This window comes from Janthinobacterium sp. SUN128 (assembly GCF_030587275.1).
In the GTDB taxonomy this organism is placed as follows: Bacteria; Pseudomonadota; Gammaproteobacteria; order Burkholderiales; family Burkholderiaceae_D; genus Janthinobacterium; species Janthinobacterium lividum.
This window is the reverse complement of the sequence record NZ_JAPWHY010000001.1, coordinates 1,168,663-1,183,586: the sequence shown is the minus strand read 5'-3', so window position 1 is coordinate 1,183,586 and position 14,924 is coordinate 1,168,663. Positions and strand designations below refer to the sequence as shown.

18 protein-coding genes are annotated in these 14,924 nt (G+C 66.6%); 5 read left to right on the top strand and 13 right to left on the bottom strand.

Annotated features, from left to right (window positions below; translation table 11 throughout):
• Nucleotide 1: 1 nt before the first annotated feature.
• The gene (locus O3297_RS05470; protein ID WP_305047976.1) at nucleotides 2-298 is read right to left on the bottom strand and encodes a hypothetical protein; all 297 of its coding nucleotides are present in this window, start codon (nucleotides 296-298) and stop codon (nucleotides 2-4) included.
• Nucleotides 299-415: 117 nt separating this feature from the next.
• On the opposite strand from O3297_RS05470, the gene O3297_RS05465 reads away from it, so the two are divergent.
• The gene (locus O3297_RS05465) at nucleotides 416-1,522 is read left to right on the top strand and encodes an acyl-CoA dehydrogenase (protein WP_305047975.1); all 1,107 of its coding nucleotides are present in this window, start codon (nucleotides 416-418) and stop codon (nucleotides 1,520-1,522) included.
• Here the strand turns inward: O3297_RS05465 and O3297_RS05460 are convergent.
• Genes O3297_RS05460 through O3297_RS05450 form a run of 3 tightly spaced genes read right to left on the bottom strand, consistent with a single transcriptional unit; the run spans nucleotide 1,508 to nucleotide 4,249 of the window.
• Nucleotides 1,508-2,863 carry an MFS transporter gene (locus O3297_RS05460; protein WP_305047974.1) on the bottom strand — a complete coding sequence of 452 codons (1,356 nt, stop codon included), beginning with the start codon at nucleotides 2,861-2,863 and terminating at the stop codon, nucleotides 1,508-1,510. The genes O3297_RS05465 and O3297_RS05460 overlap by 15 nt on opposite strands.
• Before the next feature lie 36 nt (nucleotides 2,864-2,899).
• On the bottom strand, nucleotides 2,900-3,547 hold the full coding sequence (locus tag O3297_RS05455; protein WP_305047973.1) for a 4-carboxy-4-hydroxy-2-oxoadipate aldolase/oxaloacetate decarboxylase: 648 nt from the start codon (nucleotides 3,545-3,547) through the stop codon (nucleotides 2,900-2,902).
• A gap of 36 nt (nucleotides 3,548-3,583) precedes the next feature.
• A complete protein-coding gene (locus tag O3297_RS05450) occupies nucleotides 3,584-4,249 on the bottom strand; it encodes an RraA family protein (protein WP_305047972.1) in 666 nt (221 codons plus the stop codon).
• A 93-nt stretch (nucleotides 4,250-4,342) separates the two neighbouring features.
• On the opposite strand from O3297_RS05450, the gene O3297_RS05445 reads away from it, so the two are divergent.
• The gene (locus tag O3297_RS05445) at nucleotides 4,343-5,236 is read left to right on the top strand and encodes a LysR family transcriptional regulator (RefSeq protein WP_305047971.1); all 894 of its coding nucleotides are present in this window, start codon (nucleotides 4,343-4,345) and stop codon (nucleotides 5,234-5,236) included.
• Here O3297_RS05445 and O3297_RS05440 read toward each other — a convergent pair whose 3' ends face one another.
• The gene (locus O3297_RS05440; RefSeq protein WP_305047970.1) at nucleotides 5,237-5,728 is read right to left on the bottom strand and encodes a cupin domain-containing protein; all 492 of its coding nucleotides are present in this window, start codon (nucleotides 5,726-5,728) and stop codon (nucleotides 5,237-5,239) included.
• Between the two features lie 224 nt (nucleotides 5,729-5,952).
• Here O3297_RS05440 and O3297_RS05435 point away from each other — a divergent pair, with 224 nt between their 5' ends.
• From O3297_RS05435 to O3297_RS05425, 3 genes are all read left to right on the top strand, one after another.
• Nucleotides 5,953-6,819 carry an HDOD domain-containing protein gene (locus tag O3297_RS05435; RefSeq protein WP_305047969.1) on the top strand — a complete coding sequence of 289 codons (867 nt, stop codon included), beginning with the start codon at nucleotides 5,953-5,955 and terminating at the stop codon, nucleotides 6,817-6,819.
• A gap of 95 nt (nucleotides 6,820-6,914) precedes the next feature.
• On the top strand, nucleotides 6,915-7,346 hold the full coding sequence (locus O3297_RS05430) for a hypothetical protein (protein WP_034788152.1): 432 nt from the start codon (nucleotides 6,915-6,917) through the stop codon (nucleotides 7,344-7,346).
• Between the two features lie 56 nt (nucleotides 7,347-7,402).
• Entirely contained in the window at nucleotides 7,403-8,275 is an 873-nt protein-coding gene (locus O3297_RS05425; protein WP_099387546.1) for a DUF2145 domain-containing protein, read from the top strand.
• A gap of 14 nt (nucleotides 8,276-8,289) precedes the next feature.
• Here O3297_RS05425 and O3297_RS05420 read toward each other — a convergent pair whose 3' ends face one another.
• The 8 genes from O3297_RS05420 to O3297_RS05385 all read right to left on the bottom strand — a co-directional run bounded on the left by O3297_RS05420 (nucleotide 8,290) and on the right by O3297_RS05385 (nucleotide 14,879).
• Entirely contained in the window at nucleotides 8,290-9,588 is a 1,299-nt protein-coding gene (locus O3297_RS05420; RefSeq protein WP_305047968.1) for a nucleotide disphospho-sugar-binding domain-containing protein, read from the bottom strand.
• Entirely contained in the window at nucleotides 9,572-10,159 is a 588-nt protein-coding gene (locus O3297_RS05415) for a flavin reductase family protein (protein ID WP_305047967.1), read from the bottom strand. Before O3297_RS05415 ends, O3297_RS05420 begins: the two co-directional genes overlap by 17 nt.
• Nucleotides 10,146-10,631, bottom strand: coding sequence for a GNAT family N-acetyltransferase (locus O3297_RS05410; protein ID WP_305047966.1), 486 nt, complete (start codon nucleotides 10,629-10,631; stop codon nucleotides 10,146-10,148). Before O3297_RS05410 ends, O3297_RS05415 begins: the two co-directional genes overlap by 14 nt.
• Nucleotides 10,632-10,677: 46 nt before the next feature.
• Nucleotides 10,678-11,307, bottom strand: a complete 630-nt coding sequence (locus O3297_RS05405) for an NAD-dependent dehydratase (protein ID WP_099387542.1) — start codon at nucleotides 11,305-11,307, stop codon at nucleotides 10,678-10,680.
• A gap of 58 nt (nucleotides 11,308-11,365) precedes the next feature.
• Complete coding sequence (locus O3297_RS05400; protein WP_070256481.1) at nucleotides 11,366-11,749, bottom strand: nuclear transport factor 2 family protein; 384 nt, start codon at nucleotides 11,747-11,749, stop codon at nucleotides 11,366-11,368.
• 29 nt (nucleotides 11,750-11,778) lie between these two features.
• Nucleotides 11,779-12,879, bottom strand: coding sequence for an alkene reductase (locus O3297_RS05395; protein ID WP_305047965.1), 1,101 nt, complete (start codon nucleotides 12,877-12,879; stop codon nucleotides 11,779-11,781).
• A gap of 75 nt (nucleotides 12,880-12,954) precedes the next feature.
• On the bottom strand, nucleotides 12,955-13,539 hold the full coding sequence (locus tag O3297_RS05390; protein WP_305047964.1) for a TetR/AcrR family transcriptional regulator: 585 nt from the start codon (nucleotides 13,537-13,539) through the stop codon (nucleotides 12,955-12,957).
• A 59-nt stretch (nucleotides 13,540-13,598) separates the two neighbouring features.
• Nucleotides 13,599-14,879 carry an arsenic transporter gene (locus O3297_RS05385; RefSeq protein WP_305047963.1) on the bottom strand — a complete coding sequence of 427 codons (1,281 nt, stop codon included), beginning with the start codon at nucleotides 14,877-14,879 and terminating at the stop codon, nucleotides 13,599-13,601.
• Between the last annotated feature and the right edge of the window lie 45 nt (nucleotides 14,880-14,924).

Genomic DNA, 14,924 nt, shown 5'->3' with positions numbered 1-14,924 from the left:
CTCACGGTGCTGCGGAGCGGCCCACTTCCGTCACCTTTCTGTCGGCGCGAAAGATGGAGTAGATCACCGCTCCGATGCGCTCATAGGGGACGTCCGGCTCCGTACGCAAGGCTACACTGGTCATATTCTTCTCGGCCAGGACGGCCAGCATCTCCTCCACCGTGTGGACGCGCTGTCCCGCCACGGTGATGTCATCCTTGCCCACTATGATGACCGGCGGCGGTGGCGGCACGCTGGCGCAGGCTGACAGGCACAACAGTAATGCCGCCGCGCTCCCCGCATTGACGAATCTGTACATATTTCCCCCTTTCCTGCAGCTTACAGACGCCGGACTGGCGCCGCAACAGGCGCTGACTATCCCCTGTACACGGCACTGTGCGAAAATGCCCGCCTCTGCCATTGCCGGATTCCGCCCATGCCGCACGCTGTCCTCGCTACCCTTGCCACCCTTTCCGGGCGCGACGCGCGCCGCATCGCGCGCCATGCGCCGGCGGCCGACGCCGCCCGCTTTTTGCATCCGGTGCAGCAAGCCTTGCTGCACCGGCGCGGCTGGCTGACGATGCTGGCGCCGCGTAGTGCGGGCGGCGCCGAGCTGCCCTTGCCGCAAGTGGTGCGCCTGGAAGAAGCCGTGGCGGCCGTCGATGGCAGCATGGGCTGGGTGCTGACCCTGTGCACGGGCGCCGGCTGGTTCGCCGGCTTTCTGGCGCCCAACATGGCGCGCGCAATCATCGGCACGCCCCGGGTCTGCCTGGGCGGCAGCGGCGCGGCCACCGGTGATGCGGAAGAGGAAGGCGACGGCTACCGCATCTCGGGCAGCTGGGACTACGCCAGCGGCGCGCCGATGGCCACCCACTTCACCCTGAACGCCAGGCTGCAGCGCGATGGCCAGCCCCTGCTCGATGCGGATGGCAAGCCGCGCATCCGCGCCTTCCTCGTGCCCGCCGCGCTAGTGCAACTGGTGCCCTCGTGGAACAGCATCGGCATGCGCGCCAGCGCCTCGCACAGCTACCGCATCGACGGCCAGTGGCTCAGCAAGGAACATGGCTTTACGATCAGTCCCGACACCGCGACGGCCGACGGCCCCCTGTACCGCTACCCGTTTTACTCACTGGCCTACGTGACCCTGGCCGCCAATGTGGCCGGCATGGCCGCGCATTTCATGCAGCTGGCAGAGGAATGCATGCGCCACCGCCGCCATGCGCGCGCCAGCTTGCCGCTGCTGGACGTGCCGGAAGTAGCCGCATTCCTGCAAGGCAAGCAAGACGCCTGCGCTGCCGCCCGTGCCCGCTTTTATGCCGTGCTGGATGAGAGCTGGGCAACGGTTGCCGCCGGCGCGGCCCTCGACGCGGACGGCATGCAGGCCGTGCAGACCAGTTCGCTGGACCTGGTGGCCGCGTGCCGCGCCGCCGTCGATGGTCTGTACCCCTATTGCGGCCTGTACGCGGCCCGCGAAGACAGCACCATCAACCGCGTGTGGCGCGATTTCCATACGGCCAGCCAGCATTCCTTACTGCTGCCCTGACGGCCGCAGCTTCAACGGTTCGACAATCGTCAGCACCACCAGGAAGGTCAGGCAGGAAATGGCCGCCATGAAGCCGAAGACATAATCCCAGCCGTAGTGGTCGAGCAGCATGCCGACGATCCACGGCGTGGCGGCGCCGCCCAGCTGGCCGCCCATGTTCACGACCGCATTGGCGACGGGGAATTTTTCCTTCGATACGAATTGCATCGGATACACCATGTAGGCGGAAAAACCTATGCTCAGCAGCACGCCCGTGAGGAACAGCAGCGCGCCGTATTGCAGCGGGTCGGCTGGCGCATGGATGAGCAAATACATCATGACGGCCGTCGACAGGGCGGAAATGAGCATGCCGGGTTTCCTGCGCTTGTCGAGCACGCGGTCGGCCAGCAAGCCGCCGAGGATGTTGCCGAACACGGCGCCTACCCACGGTGCGGCCGCCACCATGCCCATGTTCATGATGGAAAACTGCTTTACCGTCAGCAAATATGTGGGGATCCAGGCCAGCAGCACGCTGGAAATGCCCAGCTGGCAGCAATAGCCGAGCGCGCAGCCGAGGATATTCCACGAAGCAAACACGCCACGGCTGGTGCTGACGATGGGCACCGCGCGCACGCGGATCAGCCTGTCGAGCCAGGGCATGGGCCGCGACGTGGCCGCCGCGCCGGTGCTGCTGCCATCAAGCGCCTTTTCTTCGATGACGGCCAGTTCTTCGGCATTGACGAAGCGGCTCTCCACCGGCTTGTTGGTCACCAGGAAATACCAGAAGATGGCCAGGATCACGCCGGGCACGGAAAACCAGATGAACACTTCGCGCCAGCCCCAGGCGGCGATGATGGCAGCACCGAGGATCGGCGTGATGACGGGGCCGAACTTGACGGCGGACAAGAACAGACCCGACGCCGTGCCCTTCTCGCGCGAAGGAAACCAGTGATTGATAGTGGTCGTCACGCCGATCGGCAATGGTCCTTCGGCCAGGCCCAGGCCGATGCGGCACAGTTTTAATGACAGCAAGGAGCCCACGAGCCCCGTCAGTCCCGTGGCAATCGACGTGAGGATCATGGAAATCGTAAACACCTTGCGCACGCCAAACTTCGACAGCAGCCAGGCGGAAGGCAGTTGCGCCAGCGCATAGGCGACGAGGAACAGGCTGACGAGGCCGCCCGCGTCGGTATTACTCATTTCAAATTCCTTGCGCAAGAACGGCAAGACCACGCCCAGGTTGGCGCGGTCGGCGGCGGCAATCGTGTAAACGATGAAAAACAGGGCCGCAACGACCCAGCGGTAGCGCGTGGGACGCGATGCGACGGGCGCCACAGCCGAGGCGGTGATGGTGGTATGCATGGGGTGTCTCCTGGTTTTTATAGTGGTGTTCGCGTATCAGCCCAACTGCAGCCGGCGCAGCGTCTCGTCCAGGCCCAGCAGTTCGACGGTCGTGGCGCCGTCTCGGATCTGCTGGCGGAATTGCGCTTCCTTCTCTTCGCGCTGGCGGCTTTTCAGCAGCACGTCGTCCACCTCGTGGCGCCGCACCACCACCACGCCATCCTGGTCGCCGACGATGATGTCGCCGGGATCGATGCCAACGTCGCCAATGGTGATGGTCACGTTGAGGCGCCCCGGCTGGTGCTTGCCCGTGCCCTTGATCGACAGGCCCCTGCTAAAGACGGGAAAGCCGGCCTGCGTCATGGCGGCCGCGTCGCGCACGGCGCCGTGGATCACCAGGCCGGCCAGGCCGATCCGCTGCGCTTGCTCGGTAAACACGTCGCCCCACACGCCCGCTTCCAGAAACCCCTTGGCGTCGACCACCAGCACGTCGCCGGGCCGGGCCTTGAGCATGGCGTAGTGCAGCATCAGGTTGTCGGCCGGCCGCGTATCGACGGTCAGGGCGGGGCCGGCCAGGCGCATGCCGGGCGCAATCGGCTTGATGCCGCTGTCGAGCGCGCCTTTCGCGCCCTGCGCTTCATAGATGGTGGCCGCGCCCAGCTGGCGCAGGGCGTGCAGGGTGGCAATGGAAACAGTCTGATCCATGGTGTGCTTTCAGGTAAGTGGGGAAGATGACTTGCTTCAGGCGGCGGGCACGGGTTTGCGCTGCAAGGTGTGATAGCCGAACTGGCGCCGCGCGTCGCGCAGGGGCATGCCGTCCAGCGCGGCGGCGACGATGGCGTGTTCGACCGCCTGCATGGCCAGGGCGCGCTGGAACACCGCATGTGCCCTGCCCGCCGGCACGATGACGACGCCATCCTGGTCGGCCACGACGATGTCACCTGGCGCCACGCGCACGCCGGCCAGGCTGACAGGGGCGCCGACGGCGTCCACCTGTACCCGGTCCTTGCCGGTGCGCATGAAATGTCCCAGCGCAAACAGCGGGTAGCCGGCGGCGTCCGCTTCCGCCGTGTCGCGGCACACGCCATCGATGACCGTGCCCGCCACGCTGCGGTGCGCCGCCAGGTGGCTCATGATGCCGCCCCACACAGTGCAATCGCCGCGGCCGGTGTTATCGAGCACGGCAATGGCGCCAGCAGGAATATCGTCGAGGTAATCGCCCACCGTGCCGGGGCACTGGCTGTCGATGGGGGCGAAACGCACGGTGAAGGCGGGGCCGAACAGGCGCTGCGGTCCGGCCACGGGAACGATGCCGGGCACGCTGCCGGGCAAGCCGAAATAGTCGAGCGCGTCCGACACTTCCGCGCTGCTCAAGCCCCGCGCCTGCGTGAATACACTGTCTTCCATGAAACGTCTCCAGATCTTGTTGTCGTGGAACCCAGTTTCATATAAAGTGTTTTCAATATCAAACATCGATTATTGACTCTTAAATCAATAAAAATGAACCTAAGACAGTTGCGGTATTTTTGCGAGGTGGTGGAAGCGGGCAGCGCCGCGCACGCGGCCGAGCGCCTGCACGTGGCGCCGACGGCCATCAGCATGCAGCTGGGGCAGCTGGAAACCCACCTGGGCGGCGAGCTGTTCGACCGTTCGCGCCGGCCCATGGAGCCGACGCCGCTGGGCCGGTTTTTCTATCCGCGCGCCAAGGAGCTGCTGCAGCAGACGGCGCGCCTGGACGACGAGGCCAAGGGGCTGGCGACGGGCAGCCACGGCTGGCTGGGCATCGCGTTTACCCGCTCGGCCACGTTTTCCGTACTGCCGCGGGCCATCCGGCAATTTCGCGCCGCCTATCCCCAAGTGCAGCTGGACCTGGTCGAGGCACTGTCCGAATACCAGCCGGCGCAGCTGCGCCAGGGGCGCATCGATATTGGCCTGTCGCGCTTCATCGGTCCCTGCGAAGCGCCGCCCGACCTGTGTCACGCGGTCACACTGGACGACCCGCTGGTGGCCGCCCTGCCCCTGCACCATCGACTGGCGGGACGGACATCGCTGCGCGCAGCCGAACTGGCGGACATTCCCTTCATCCTGTATCCGAAAGATCCGATCAGCCCGTTTGGCCAGCAGATTGTCGCCGCGCTGAAGGCGGCGGGCGCCGAGCCGGCCGTGGCGTATTCAGCCGTGGAAATCTACACCGCCCTGTCGCTGGTGGCCGCCGGCCTGGGCGCCACTCTGGTGGCCCGCTCGATCGCGGAAAACAACCGCACCGATGTGGTCTTCCTGCCCGTGGACGATATCGCCACCAGCACCACGGTGGTGGCCGTTACGCGGGCCGATGAAAAAAGCCGCCTGGTGGCGGCTTTCCTGGAGATCCTGGCGCACGGCGGGCAGCCCTGACTATCTGGGGTAGCCGTCATCCGCCACCTGCTCCAGCCACGTTACCGCCGTGCCATCTTGCGCCTCCGCAATCGCAACATGCTGCATGGCGGACGTGGCCGTCGCGCCATGCCAGTGCTTGACCCCGGGCGGTATCCACGCCACGTCGCCGACCGCCAGCGCCTGCAGCGGGCCCTGCCAGTGCTGTACCCAGCCACTGCCTTGCGTGACGATCAGGGTCTGGCCTAGCGGATGCGTATGCCAAGCCGTGCGGGCGCCGGGCGCAAAGGTGACGATGCCGCCGCCCACGCGGGCCGGAGACGGCCGCTGGAACATGGCGTCGACTTCGACCGTGCCCGTGAAATAGGCGGCGTCGCCCGTGATGGTGGGCATGGCGGCGGCGCGCGTGACGGTGACGGCGGCGTGCGTGGCAGCGGCCTCGGCAGACGCGGAGGCAGAGACGGCCCCGGCGGGCAGGCAAAGCGGCAAGAGTGCCGCGGCGTATCGATGCATGGCTGTTTTCCTTTCTTGCCGGTAAGATCGGCTCCCAGAATGGGCGTGCCGCCGGGCAGCCGGCTTCGCCTGTCCTGGCCATACAAGCTTAACAGCGCTGGCCCGCGCTGATTAGCGGCGCATAGCCACTAGGACCTATAAGCTGGGCTGATGAATGGGCCGATGCGGAACTTGTTTCGCAAGAAAGGCAGGCGGACGCCATGCAGGCCACATTGCCTGATAATATGCAGACATTGCTACTTCTCGCTCCCCTATCCATGCACGTCAACACGCTCAGCAGCCTGGCGCAACTTTTGGCCAGCGCCGAAACGGAAACCCTGGCCTTTCCCACCAGCATCAATACGGCACTGCTCCTGCAAAAGGAACTGGCCAACCCGGATTGCCACTCGGCCGACATAAGCCGGCTGCTGCTGTGCGAACCGACCTTGTCGGCGCGCGCCGTGGCGCTGGCCAATTCGGCCCTGTTCTCGCCCGGCCATACGCCCGCCATCACCAGCGTGCGCGCCGCCGTCGAGCGGCTGGGACACCGCAACCTGTACTCGCTGGCGACGGCGGCCGTCATCCGCCAGCTGAACGCGGGCATCCGCGACGAAGCCTTGCGCGCCCGCGCCACCCAGCTGTGGGCGCACACCGTGCACGTGGCGGCGCTGGCGCATGGACTGGCCAGCGCCGTCACGCATACGGATGCCGATACGGCGCTGTTTGCCGGCATCGTGCATGAAGTGGCCGGCTTTTATTTGCTGGCCCAGGCCGACAAGACCCCGGGCCTGTATGCCCACCTGGAAACGCAGATGGCGTCCGCCCTGGAAGTGATAGGCCGCTCGCTGATGCGCCAGCTGGGCGTGCCGCAGCCGGTGGCCGATGCCGTCAATGCCTTGCCCGGCTCGACCATCATGCTGCCGCCCGAGGGCTTGCGCGACACCCTGCTGCTGGCCAAGGCGCTGGCACCCGTCCCTTCGCCACTGCCGCAGGCCGGCATCACCGTCAGCACGCAGCTGCAAGCCTACCTGGAACACGATCCCGTGCTGCAGGCGCTGCGCACGCAGCCGTCGGCCGAAGCAAAGGGCCTGATCGAGGTACTGCTCAGCTGATGGCCGATCTGCTATGATGGCGCGGGCCGGGATGGACCCGGTCCGCTTTCATTGATGTCCACTGGAAAACTGCCTTGACTACCTCCACCTTACGCATGCTCGGCCTGGCCGCAGCTCTGACCATGGCGTGCAACGCCAACGCCGACAGCTTCGTTTCCTCGGCCTCCAGCGCAGGCTCCCAGTCGAGCGGCAGCATTTCCGACTCGCTCAACGGTTCGAGCAACAGCTCCTCGCGCGACAACAAGGTGGCCAATGGCCCCTATCGCATCATCGACGTGGCCGCCGTGCCGGGCCGCGACGGCATGACGCGCCTGACCATGCAGGCCGACGCCACGGCAACGCCGCTGGTGCTGGACTTGCCGCAAGCGGCGCTCGACAAGCAGCAACTGGCGCAGGGCGACGTGGTGCATGCGCAAAACCGCGCCTACGGCATCGAATTCTCGCGCAACGACACGCGCGCCGCCTTCTTCCTCGTGCTGGCCGACGACTGGTACGGCGAAATGGCCACGCGTCCCGTCAGCCTTTGATTCGTTTTCTCCCGCGCCGCCCGGCACTGCTGCTGGGCGTTTGCGCCATCTTCAGCATGGGCGCCGCCCAGGCGGGCACCTCGCTCGCCTCCTCGCGTTTTTGCGACCGCGCACAGGAGCTCACGGCCACGGAACAGGATCGCCTGTTGCGCTTTGCCGCCGTCGTGCGCGAGGAACTGGCCGCCAGCGAAGGCAGCGTGGCCCTGATCAGCCGCTCCGGCCTGGACCTGGCCCGCTTCGGCATCCGCTATTCGCATGCGGCACTGGCCTGGCGCCACGACAACGACAGCGGCTGGTCCGCGCGCCAGCTGTACTACGCCTGCGACGAGGGCCGCCCGCGCATCTTCGACCAGGGCACGGCCGGTTTCGCCATGGGCACGGAAAACCCGGCACTGGGCTACATCTCGCTCGTGAAACTGCCGGCCGAGACCGTGCCGCCCCTGCGCCGCGCCCTGCTCGACCCCGTGCGCGTGCAGCAGTTGCTGGCAGGCCGCTACAGCGCCAACGCGTATGCCTTCAGCCTGAAATACCAGAATTGCAATCAGTGGGTGGTGGAATTGCTGGCCTCGGCCTGGGGTGAGCTGGCCGCCGGCAGCGACTTGCGCGCGCGCGCCCAGGACTGGCTGCGCGCCGCGCCCTATGCGCCCGCCCCCGTCGACGTGGGTGCGCGCTGGCTGATGCTCGGTTCGATCTTCGTGCCGCTCGTGCACATGGACGACCACCCGCCGGAAGCCATCGGCACGATGCAGCTGGAAACGAGCTTGCCGGCCAGCCTGGAAGCGTTCGCGCGCCAGCGCCTGCCCGCCAGCGAGCGCGTGGAAATCTGCCACGATGGCAAGCAGGTGGTGGTGCATCGGGGCTGGGAACCGATCGCCGACGGCTGCGTGCCCGGCGCAAACGACCGGGTCATCGCCCTCGACGATACCTAGCTCCCCTGGGCAGACTAAGCTGCCAGAGCCGCTTCGACGTGATCCAGCAGGCGCGCTGATTCGAGCCCCTGCCCCATCTGGCGGGCCACCTCGCCGCACGCCAGCTTGACCTCGGGCGCGGCCAGCAGGCGCGCCAGCTGCCGCTGCATGCGCCCCGCCGACAGGCGCCTGGCCAGCAAGACATCCCCCACACCGAGCCGTTTGGCGCGCCAGCCATTGTCGAACTGGTCGTACGCGAACGGCACGATCAGTTGCGGGATGCCCGCGCGGAAGGCGTCCGCGCTGGTGCCGATGCCGCCATGGTGCACCACGGCCGCCGCGCGCGGCAATAGCGCCGCAAACGGTGCGTGCGCCTGCCACATGACGCTGGCCGGCATGTGCTGCGGCAGTTGCGCCGCATGGGGCGTGAGGAACAGGCCGCGCCGTCCCAGCCGCCGCAAGACTGCGAGGGCGGTGCTGAAATAGCGCTGCGCGTGCTGGTGCCCGGTACCGGGCGTAAACACGATGGGTGGCTCGCCCTCGCCCAGAAAACGTTCCAGCTCCGGTGGCAGCGCTGCAGCGCCATGCGTGGCGGCGCCGGCGAAATCGGCTTGCGCGAAGTGCGGCGGCCAGTCCGCCTGCGGGGCGGCGAACCACGCGGGAAACAAGCCGAGCGACGCGTCCGGCGCGGCCAGCATGTGTGCAAAAAAATGCGCTTCCGGCGGCAAGCCGTGCTGCGCGCGCGCGCCATTCAGGCCAGGCAGCATGACCGGATCGATCATGCCGCGGTGGATCATGCGCCACAGGGCCTGGCGCCAGGCCAGCGGCACCCAGGTGGGAATGCGCAAGGAGCCGGCCGCCAGGAAATCATGGCTGCTGCACAGGTTCGATGGCGCGAGATACGCCGCGACGATGCGCAGGTCCGGCCGCGCGGAGCGCGCCAGGGCCGCCATCGGCACGAGGATGGGATGGCACAACACCACGCAAGCCTCATCGGCCGGCAAGCCTTGCACGACGTCGCGCACGGCGCCCAGGTGCGGCACGAGGCCATTCCACACCACGCCCCAGCCCTTGCGCTCATCCCACAAGCCGGGGTCGTCCAGCATGGCCTGCCCCTCTTCCGCGCTGCCGAAGGTGTGATATGGCAGCCGCGAGGCTTGCGCGGCCGCTTCCTGCCAGCCCGGCACCAGCAGCAGCACGCGCCGGCCCCGTTGCTGCAAGCCCTGCGCCAGCGCGATAAACGGCTGCATGTCGCCGCCGGTGCCGCTGCTGGCGACGATGACGAGCGGCGTGGTGTCGGCCTGGCCCGCCAGCGGGTCAGCTCGGGGCAGCATCGAGCGCCTCGCCGATCGCATAGAAGCGCCCGCCGGCGATGTAGTGCAGGCTGCGCCAGGATGGATCGGCCTGTTCGAAATGCCAGTGCCCGTCGCGGAACACGCGCGTGTCGGCCCAGGCGCCCACCACTTCGCCGATGAACAGGTCGTACGCCGTCTGGTTGTGCGCTTCGGGGATCAAACGGCAGGCCAGCCAGGCGGAGCAGCCGGCCACGAACGGCAGATCAAAGCCGTCCATGTGAAACAGCTGCACGCCGGCGCGCGCCAGCTTATCGGGCTGCGCATCGAGGCTGTGCGTGCCGACGGCGTGGGTCAGTTGCAACTGCGCCGCCGTCGGCACCTGTATGACAAACGTGCCGCTGCCTTCGACCAGCGCGCGCGTGCGCGTTGCCTTGTCCAGCACCACGGTCAGTTTCGGCGGCGCGAAATCGAGGGCGCAGGCCCAGGCGGCGGCCATTACGTTATCGATGCCGCCATGGCGGGCCGAAACGAGGATGGACGGACCGTGATTGAGCAGGCGGTAGGCTTTTTCCAGCGGCACCGGGGCGATATGGTGGTCAGCGGCTGCCATCAACGCCCCCGGCGCGCGGCAGCGGCAAAACCATATCCCATTGATCGAGGCCGGGTCCGATGCCATCCGGCGTCACCTTCACGGCCACGAAGCCGAAGCGCGCATAAAAACCCTGCGTGTACTGGCTGGTATTCATGGTCACACTGGTCAGCTGCGGCATGGCGCTGATCGCATCGAGGCGCGCCTGCGTCAGTGCCTGGCCCAGCCCCTGGGCGTGCATATCCTGCGCCACCATGCCCCAGGACAGGCTGGCAGTCATGCCATCCGCCTCGATGGCGTGGCCGCCGCAGGCGACGATGCGCGCATCACCATCGATGACGCGCTCGATGACAAGATAGGGCTGCGCCGCTGCATCAATCCAGGCGGCAAAACGGACGCGCTCCGAAGGGTCGAAAAAGCGCGGCGTATTGCCGTCGAAGAGGGCCAGGCAGGCGTCGCGGTCGCTGGCCTGGTAAACACGTACTGTCTGCATTGTCTGTACTCGCAAGTAGATGAACGAGAATTATACGGGGGCGCGTTCACAAAAGGTGCTCGGACGTCACCATGTGCACGCCCGGCGCGGCGGCAATCGCCGCTTCCAGCAAGGCGCTGGCGATGCGCGGCGCGGGATTGATGCGCCAGCGGCGCGGCAGCACGGGAGCCAGCACGCGCAGGATGCGCAAGGCGGCGCCCTCGCCCGCCCGCGCCTCATCGCGTTCGCCGCCGATCAGGCCCGGCCGCACGTGCGTGAGCGATCTGAAACCCAGCGCTTCCAGGTCGCGTTCCAGCTCGCCCTTGACGCGGTTATAGAAAAAGCGCGAGGCCGCGTCGGCGCCGGCGGCGGAATTGAGCGCATACGTGGGCGTGCCCGCCGCCAGCGCCAGCCGCGCCGCGGCCAGCGGATAGCCATGGTCGACCCGCCGGAAGGCCTGCCGCGTGCCCGCCACCTTCATGGTCGTGCCCAGGGTGCAGATAACGGCATCGGCCTGCCACCAGGGCGCATCCGCCGGCAAGCGGTCGAAATCGACAAGGGGTGCGTCCAGCTTGGGATGCGCCGGCAAGGCTTTGCGCACGGGCGCGACGATGTTCGTGACGCGCGCGTCACTCAGCGCCAGGCGCAGCACTTCGCGGCCCACCAGGCCCGTGGCGCCTATCAGTATCAGTTTCATTGCTTCTCCCCGCATGCTGGACGCCACACGATACAGCATCGGGCGCCCAGCCAGTGCATCAGGCGCCCGCGTGCGTGTGATAGATCTTGCTGACGATGGTCCACTCGCCCTGCACCTTGAGCAAATTGAAAAAGTCGGTAAAGCGGAAACCCGAGATATCGTCCGTATCGACACGCGCGCTGGCCGCCGTGCCCACGATGTCGACGCGCACGATGGCCGCCTTCGCCTGCGGCGATGGCCGGAAGGCGCTGTCGATGATCTCGAACAGGCCTTCGATGGGTCCGCCCGTCAGTTTATCGCCGCCATCGACGCCGAAAATGGTGGCCTGGCTGCTGAAAGCCGGGCGCATGATGCTGCTGTCGGCCTGCGCGCCGCCCGCATTGTATTGATTCAGCACGGCGACAATCGCCTGGTAATCCTGCACATACGTGGTGTTGTTCATGTTGCGCTCCTTGGGTGGGTGAAGAGAAATCAGAACTGACTGGCGGGCCAGTCGGTGTAGCCGTTGGCGCCACCGCCGTAATACGCCTCGCGCGGCGCCACGGCCAGCGCCACGCCATGGCGCAGTCGCGCCACCAGATCCGGGTTGGCGATGAAGGGACGGCCAAACGCCACCGCATCGACCTTGCCTTGCGCGCGGCGCGCCTGCGCCAGCGGCAAGTCATAGTGGTTGTTGCCGATGTAGGGGCCGTTGAACAGCGCCCGCAGCGCATCGAGGTCGACGCCATCGGGCACATCGCGCGAGGTGGCCGTGGCGCCCTCGACGAAGTGCAGGTAGGCCAGTCCATGCCGGTTCAACTGTTCGATCAGGTAGCCATAGGTGGCCATCACGTCGCTGTCGATCGGCGTGTTGCCCGCGTCGGGCGTGACGGGAGACAGGCGGATGCCGACCCGCGCCGCGCCCCACACTTTCACTACGGCGTGCGTTACCTCCAAGGTCAGCCGCGCGCGGTTTTCGATGCTGCCGCCATAAGCGTCCGTGCGCCGGTTGGTCGAGTCCCGCAAGAACTGGTCGAGCAGGTAGCTGTTGGCCGAATGCACTTCGACGCCATCGAAACCGGCGCGCAGCGCGCATGCGGCCGCATGTGCATACTGCGCGACGATGCCGGCGATTTCCCCCGTTGCCAGCGCGCGCGGCATGGACACGGGCTGCATGCCGCTGGCGGTGTAGGTGCTGCCCTCGGCGCGGATGGCCGATGGCGCGACGGGCGCGGCGCCATCGGGCTGCAGGCTGGCATGCGAAAACCGTCCCACATGCCACAGCTGGCAAACGATCTTGCCGCCGGCCGCATGCACGGCATCGGTGACCAGCTTCCAGCCGGCCACCTGCTCGTCCGTCCAGATTCCCGGTGTCAGAGCATAGCCGCGGCCCTGGGCCGAAATATTCGTCGCTTCGCTGATGATCAGGCCGGCGCTGGCGCGCTGGGCGTAATACTCGGCGTGCAAGGCGTTCGGCACGCCATCGTCGCCCATGCGGCTGCGCGTGAGCGGCGCCATGACGATGCGGTTGGCCAATGCCAGCGCGCCCAGATCGACCGGGGAAAATAAATCGCTTTCATGCTGTTCGGTCATCGTATTGCTTTCATGTTAAGTCAGAAAAAACCGGCAATAACTGACCGGTCGTCTAGTTAATGGTCAAAAAAACGGCTACGACAGCAGCCGTTGCGTGGTCGCCATGGCAGCGTCGAACGGTCCGCCGCTCCTGGCCACCTTGACCATCAGGGACGCGCCCAGCCACAACTGGTAAAGGGATTCGGCCAGCACGCGCGCCGGCATTGCCTCCGCCAAGGAACCGTCGAGATGGCCCGCTTCCACGCACTGCGTCAGGCGGTCCAGGATGGCGCCCGTGCCCTGCTGCAGCACGGCGCCCATGTCCACGGACAAGTCGCACACTTCAGCGCCCAGCTTGACCACCAGGCACTTGCCTTCCGGCGCGCTGCTGGCCTGCGTCGCGCGCCAGTAGTCAAAATAGGCCAGCAAACGCTCGCGGGCATTGCCAGGCCCCGCCAGCAAGGCGTCGACCGTCTGCAAATAGGTGGTGAAATAATCATCGAGCAAGGCTTGGCCAAACTCTTCCTTCGACTTGAAGTAATAGTAGAAGGAACCCTTCGGCACGCCGGCCGCCGCCACCAGTTCGGCCAGGCCCACGGCCGTATAGCCCTTCTCGGCCATCAAGGCCTTGGCGATGTCGATCAGGTGCTGGCGCATGTCAGCGGAGGATTTTTTGCTCATGCAGCCAGTATAGCAAAAAATATGACCGGTCGTCTAGTTAACTATCTTCCCCTCTGACATCACCCCAGGCGCAGCGCCAGCGCGGCCAGGGTCACCAGCAGCACTGGCACGGTCAGCACGATGCCGACGCGGAAATAGTATCCCCAGGAAATGTGGATGTTCTTGCTGTCGAGCACATGCAACCACAGCAAGGTGGCCAGGCTGCCGATGGGCGTGATCTTCGGGCCCAGGTCGCTGCCGATGACGTTCGCGTAGATCATCGCTTCGCGCGCGGCCCCCTGCGCCGTCGTCGGGTCGATGGCCAGCGCGCCGACGAGCACCGTCGGCAGGTTGTTCATCACGGACGACAGCAAGGCCGTCAGCACGCCCGTGCCCATGGCCGCGCCCCACACGCCGTACTGCGCAAAGTGGTTCAGCATGTCCGTCAGGTAAGCCGTCAAACCCGCATTGCGCAAGCCGTACACGACCAGGTACATGCCCAGCGAAAAGACGACGATGTGCCACGGCGCATGGCGCAGCACGTGGCGCGTGGAAATCACGTGGCCCTTGCCGGCCACGCCCAGCAACAGCGCGGCGCCCACGGCGGCGATCAGGCTGATGGGCACGCCCAAGGCTTCTTGCGAGAAAAATCCCACCAGCAGCAGCGCCAGCACCAGCCAGCCGGCGCGGAAGGTGCCGAGGTCGCGGATGGCGGCGTCCGGGCGCTTCAGCTGCGCCACTGCATAGTCGCGGGGAATATCCCGGTGAAAAAAGAGCAGCAAGGCCCCCAGGGTGGCGCCCACGGCGACGACGTTGACGGGCACCATCACGGACGCATATTCGGCAAAGCCGATCTTGAAGAAATCGGCCGAGACGATATTCACCAGGTTCGACACCACCAGCGGCAGGCTGGCCGTGTCGGCGATGAAACCGGCCGCCATCACGTAGGCCAGCGTGGCCTTGGCGGAAAACTTCAGCGCCCGCAGCATGGCGATGACGATGGGCGTCAGGATCAGCGCGGCGCCGTCATTGGCGAACACGGCGGAAACGAGCGCGCCCAGCAAGACCAGCAGCACGAACAGTTTTCGTCCGCTGCCCCCGCCCCAGCGCGCCACGTGCAGCGCGGCCCATTCGAAGAAGCCGGCCGCGTCCAGCAGCAGGCTGATGATGATCACGGCGATGAAGGTGCCGGTGGCGTTCCACACGATATGCCAGACGACGGGGATGTCGCCCCAGTGGATCACGCCGGCCAGCAAGGCGACACAGGCGCCGATGACGGCGCTCCAGCCGATGCCCAGGCCGCGCGGCTGCCAGATGACGAGGGTTAATGTAGCAAGAAAGATCAGGAAAGCGGTCAGCATGCGGTGAGGTTCCGGAGAAGGCGGCAAGGCAGGCGATAGCGCCGA

Coding starts and splice junctions, on each gene's coding strand:
- O3297_RS05395 (WP_305047965.1), bottom strand. CDS start 12,879: ATGACCGAACAGCATGAAAGCGATTTATTTTCCCCGGTCGATCTGGGC.
- O3297_RS05435 (WP_305047969.1), top strand. CDS start 5,953: ATGCAGACATTGCTACTTCTCGCTCCCCTATCCATGCACGTCAACACG.
- O3297_RS05465 (WP_305047975.1), top strand. CDS start 416: ATGCCGCACGCTGTCCTCGCTACCCTTGCCACCCTTTCCGGGCGCGAC.
- O3297_RS05440 (WP_305047970.1), bottom strand. CDS start 5,728: ATGCATCGATACGCCGCGGCACTCTTGCCGCTTTGCCTGCCCGCCGGG.
- O3297_RS05460 (WP_305047974.1), bottom strand. CDS start 2,863: ATGCATACCACCATCACCGCCTCGGCTGTGGCGCCCGTCGCATCGCGT.
- O3297_RS05410 (WP_305047966.1), bottom strand. CDS start 10,631: ATGCAGACAGTACGTGTTTACCAGGCCAGCGACCGCGACGCCTGCCTG.
- O3297_RS05390 (WP_305047964.1), bottom strand. CDS start 13,539: ATGAGCAAAAAATCCTCCGCTGACATGCGCCAGCACCTGATCGACATC.
- O3297_RS05415 (WP_305047967.1), bottom strand. CDS start 10,159: ATGGCAGCCGCTGACCACCATATCGCCCCGGTGCCGCTGGAAAAAGCC.
- O3297_RS05470 (WP_305047976.1), bottom strand. CDS start 298: ATGTACAGATTCGTCAATGCGGGGAGCGCGGCGGCATTACTGTTGTGC.
- O3297_RS05420 (WP_305047968.1), bottom strand. CDS start 9,588: ATGCTGCCCCGAGCTGACCCGCTGGCGGGCCAGGCCGACACCACGCCG.
- O3297_RS05400 (WP_070256481.1), bottom strand. CDS start 11,749: ATGAACAACACCACGTATGTGCAGGATTACCAGGCGATTGTCGCCGTG.
- O3297_RS05455 (WP_305047973.1), bottom strand. CDS start 3,547: ATGGATCAGACTGTTTCCATTGCCACCCTGCACGCCCTGCGCCAGCTG.
- O3297_RS05425 (WP_099387546.1), top strand. CDS start 7,403: ATGGGCGCCGCCCAGGCGGGCACCTCGCTCGCCTCCTCGCGTTTTTGC.
- O3297_RS05445 (WP_305047971.1), top strand. CDS start 4,343: ATGAACCTAAGACAGTTGCGGTATTTTTGCGAGGTGGTGGAAGCGGGC.
- O3297_RS05385 (WP_305047963.1), bottom strand. CDS start 14,879: ATGCTGACCGCTTTCCTGATCTTTCTTGCTACATTAACCCTCGTCATC.
- O3297_RS05430 (WP_034788152.1), top strand. CDS start 6,915: ATGCTCGGCCTGGCCGCAGCTCTGACCATGGCGTGCAACGCCAACGCC.
- O3297_RS05450 (WP_305047972.1), bottom strand. CDS start 4,249: ATGGAAGACAGTGTATTCACGCAGGCGCGGGGCTTGAGCAGCGCGGAA.
- O3297_RS05405 (WP_099387542.1), bottom strand. CDS start 11,307: ATGAAACTGATACTGATAGGCGCCACGGGCCTGGTGGGCCGCGAAGTG.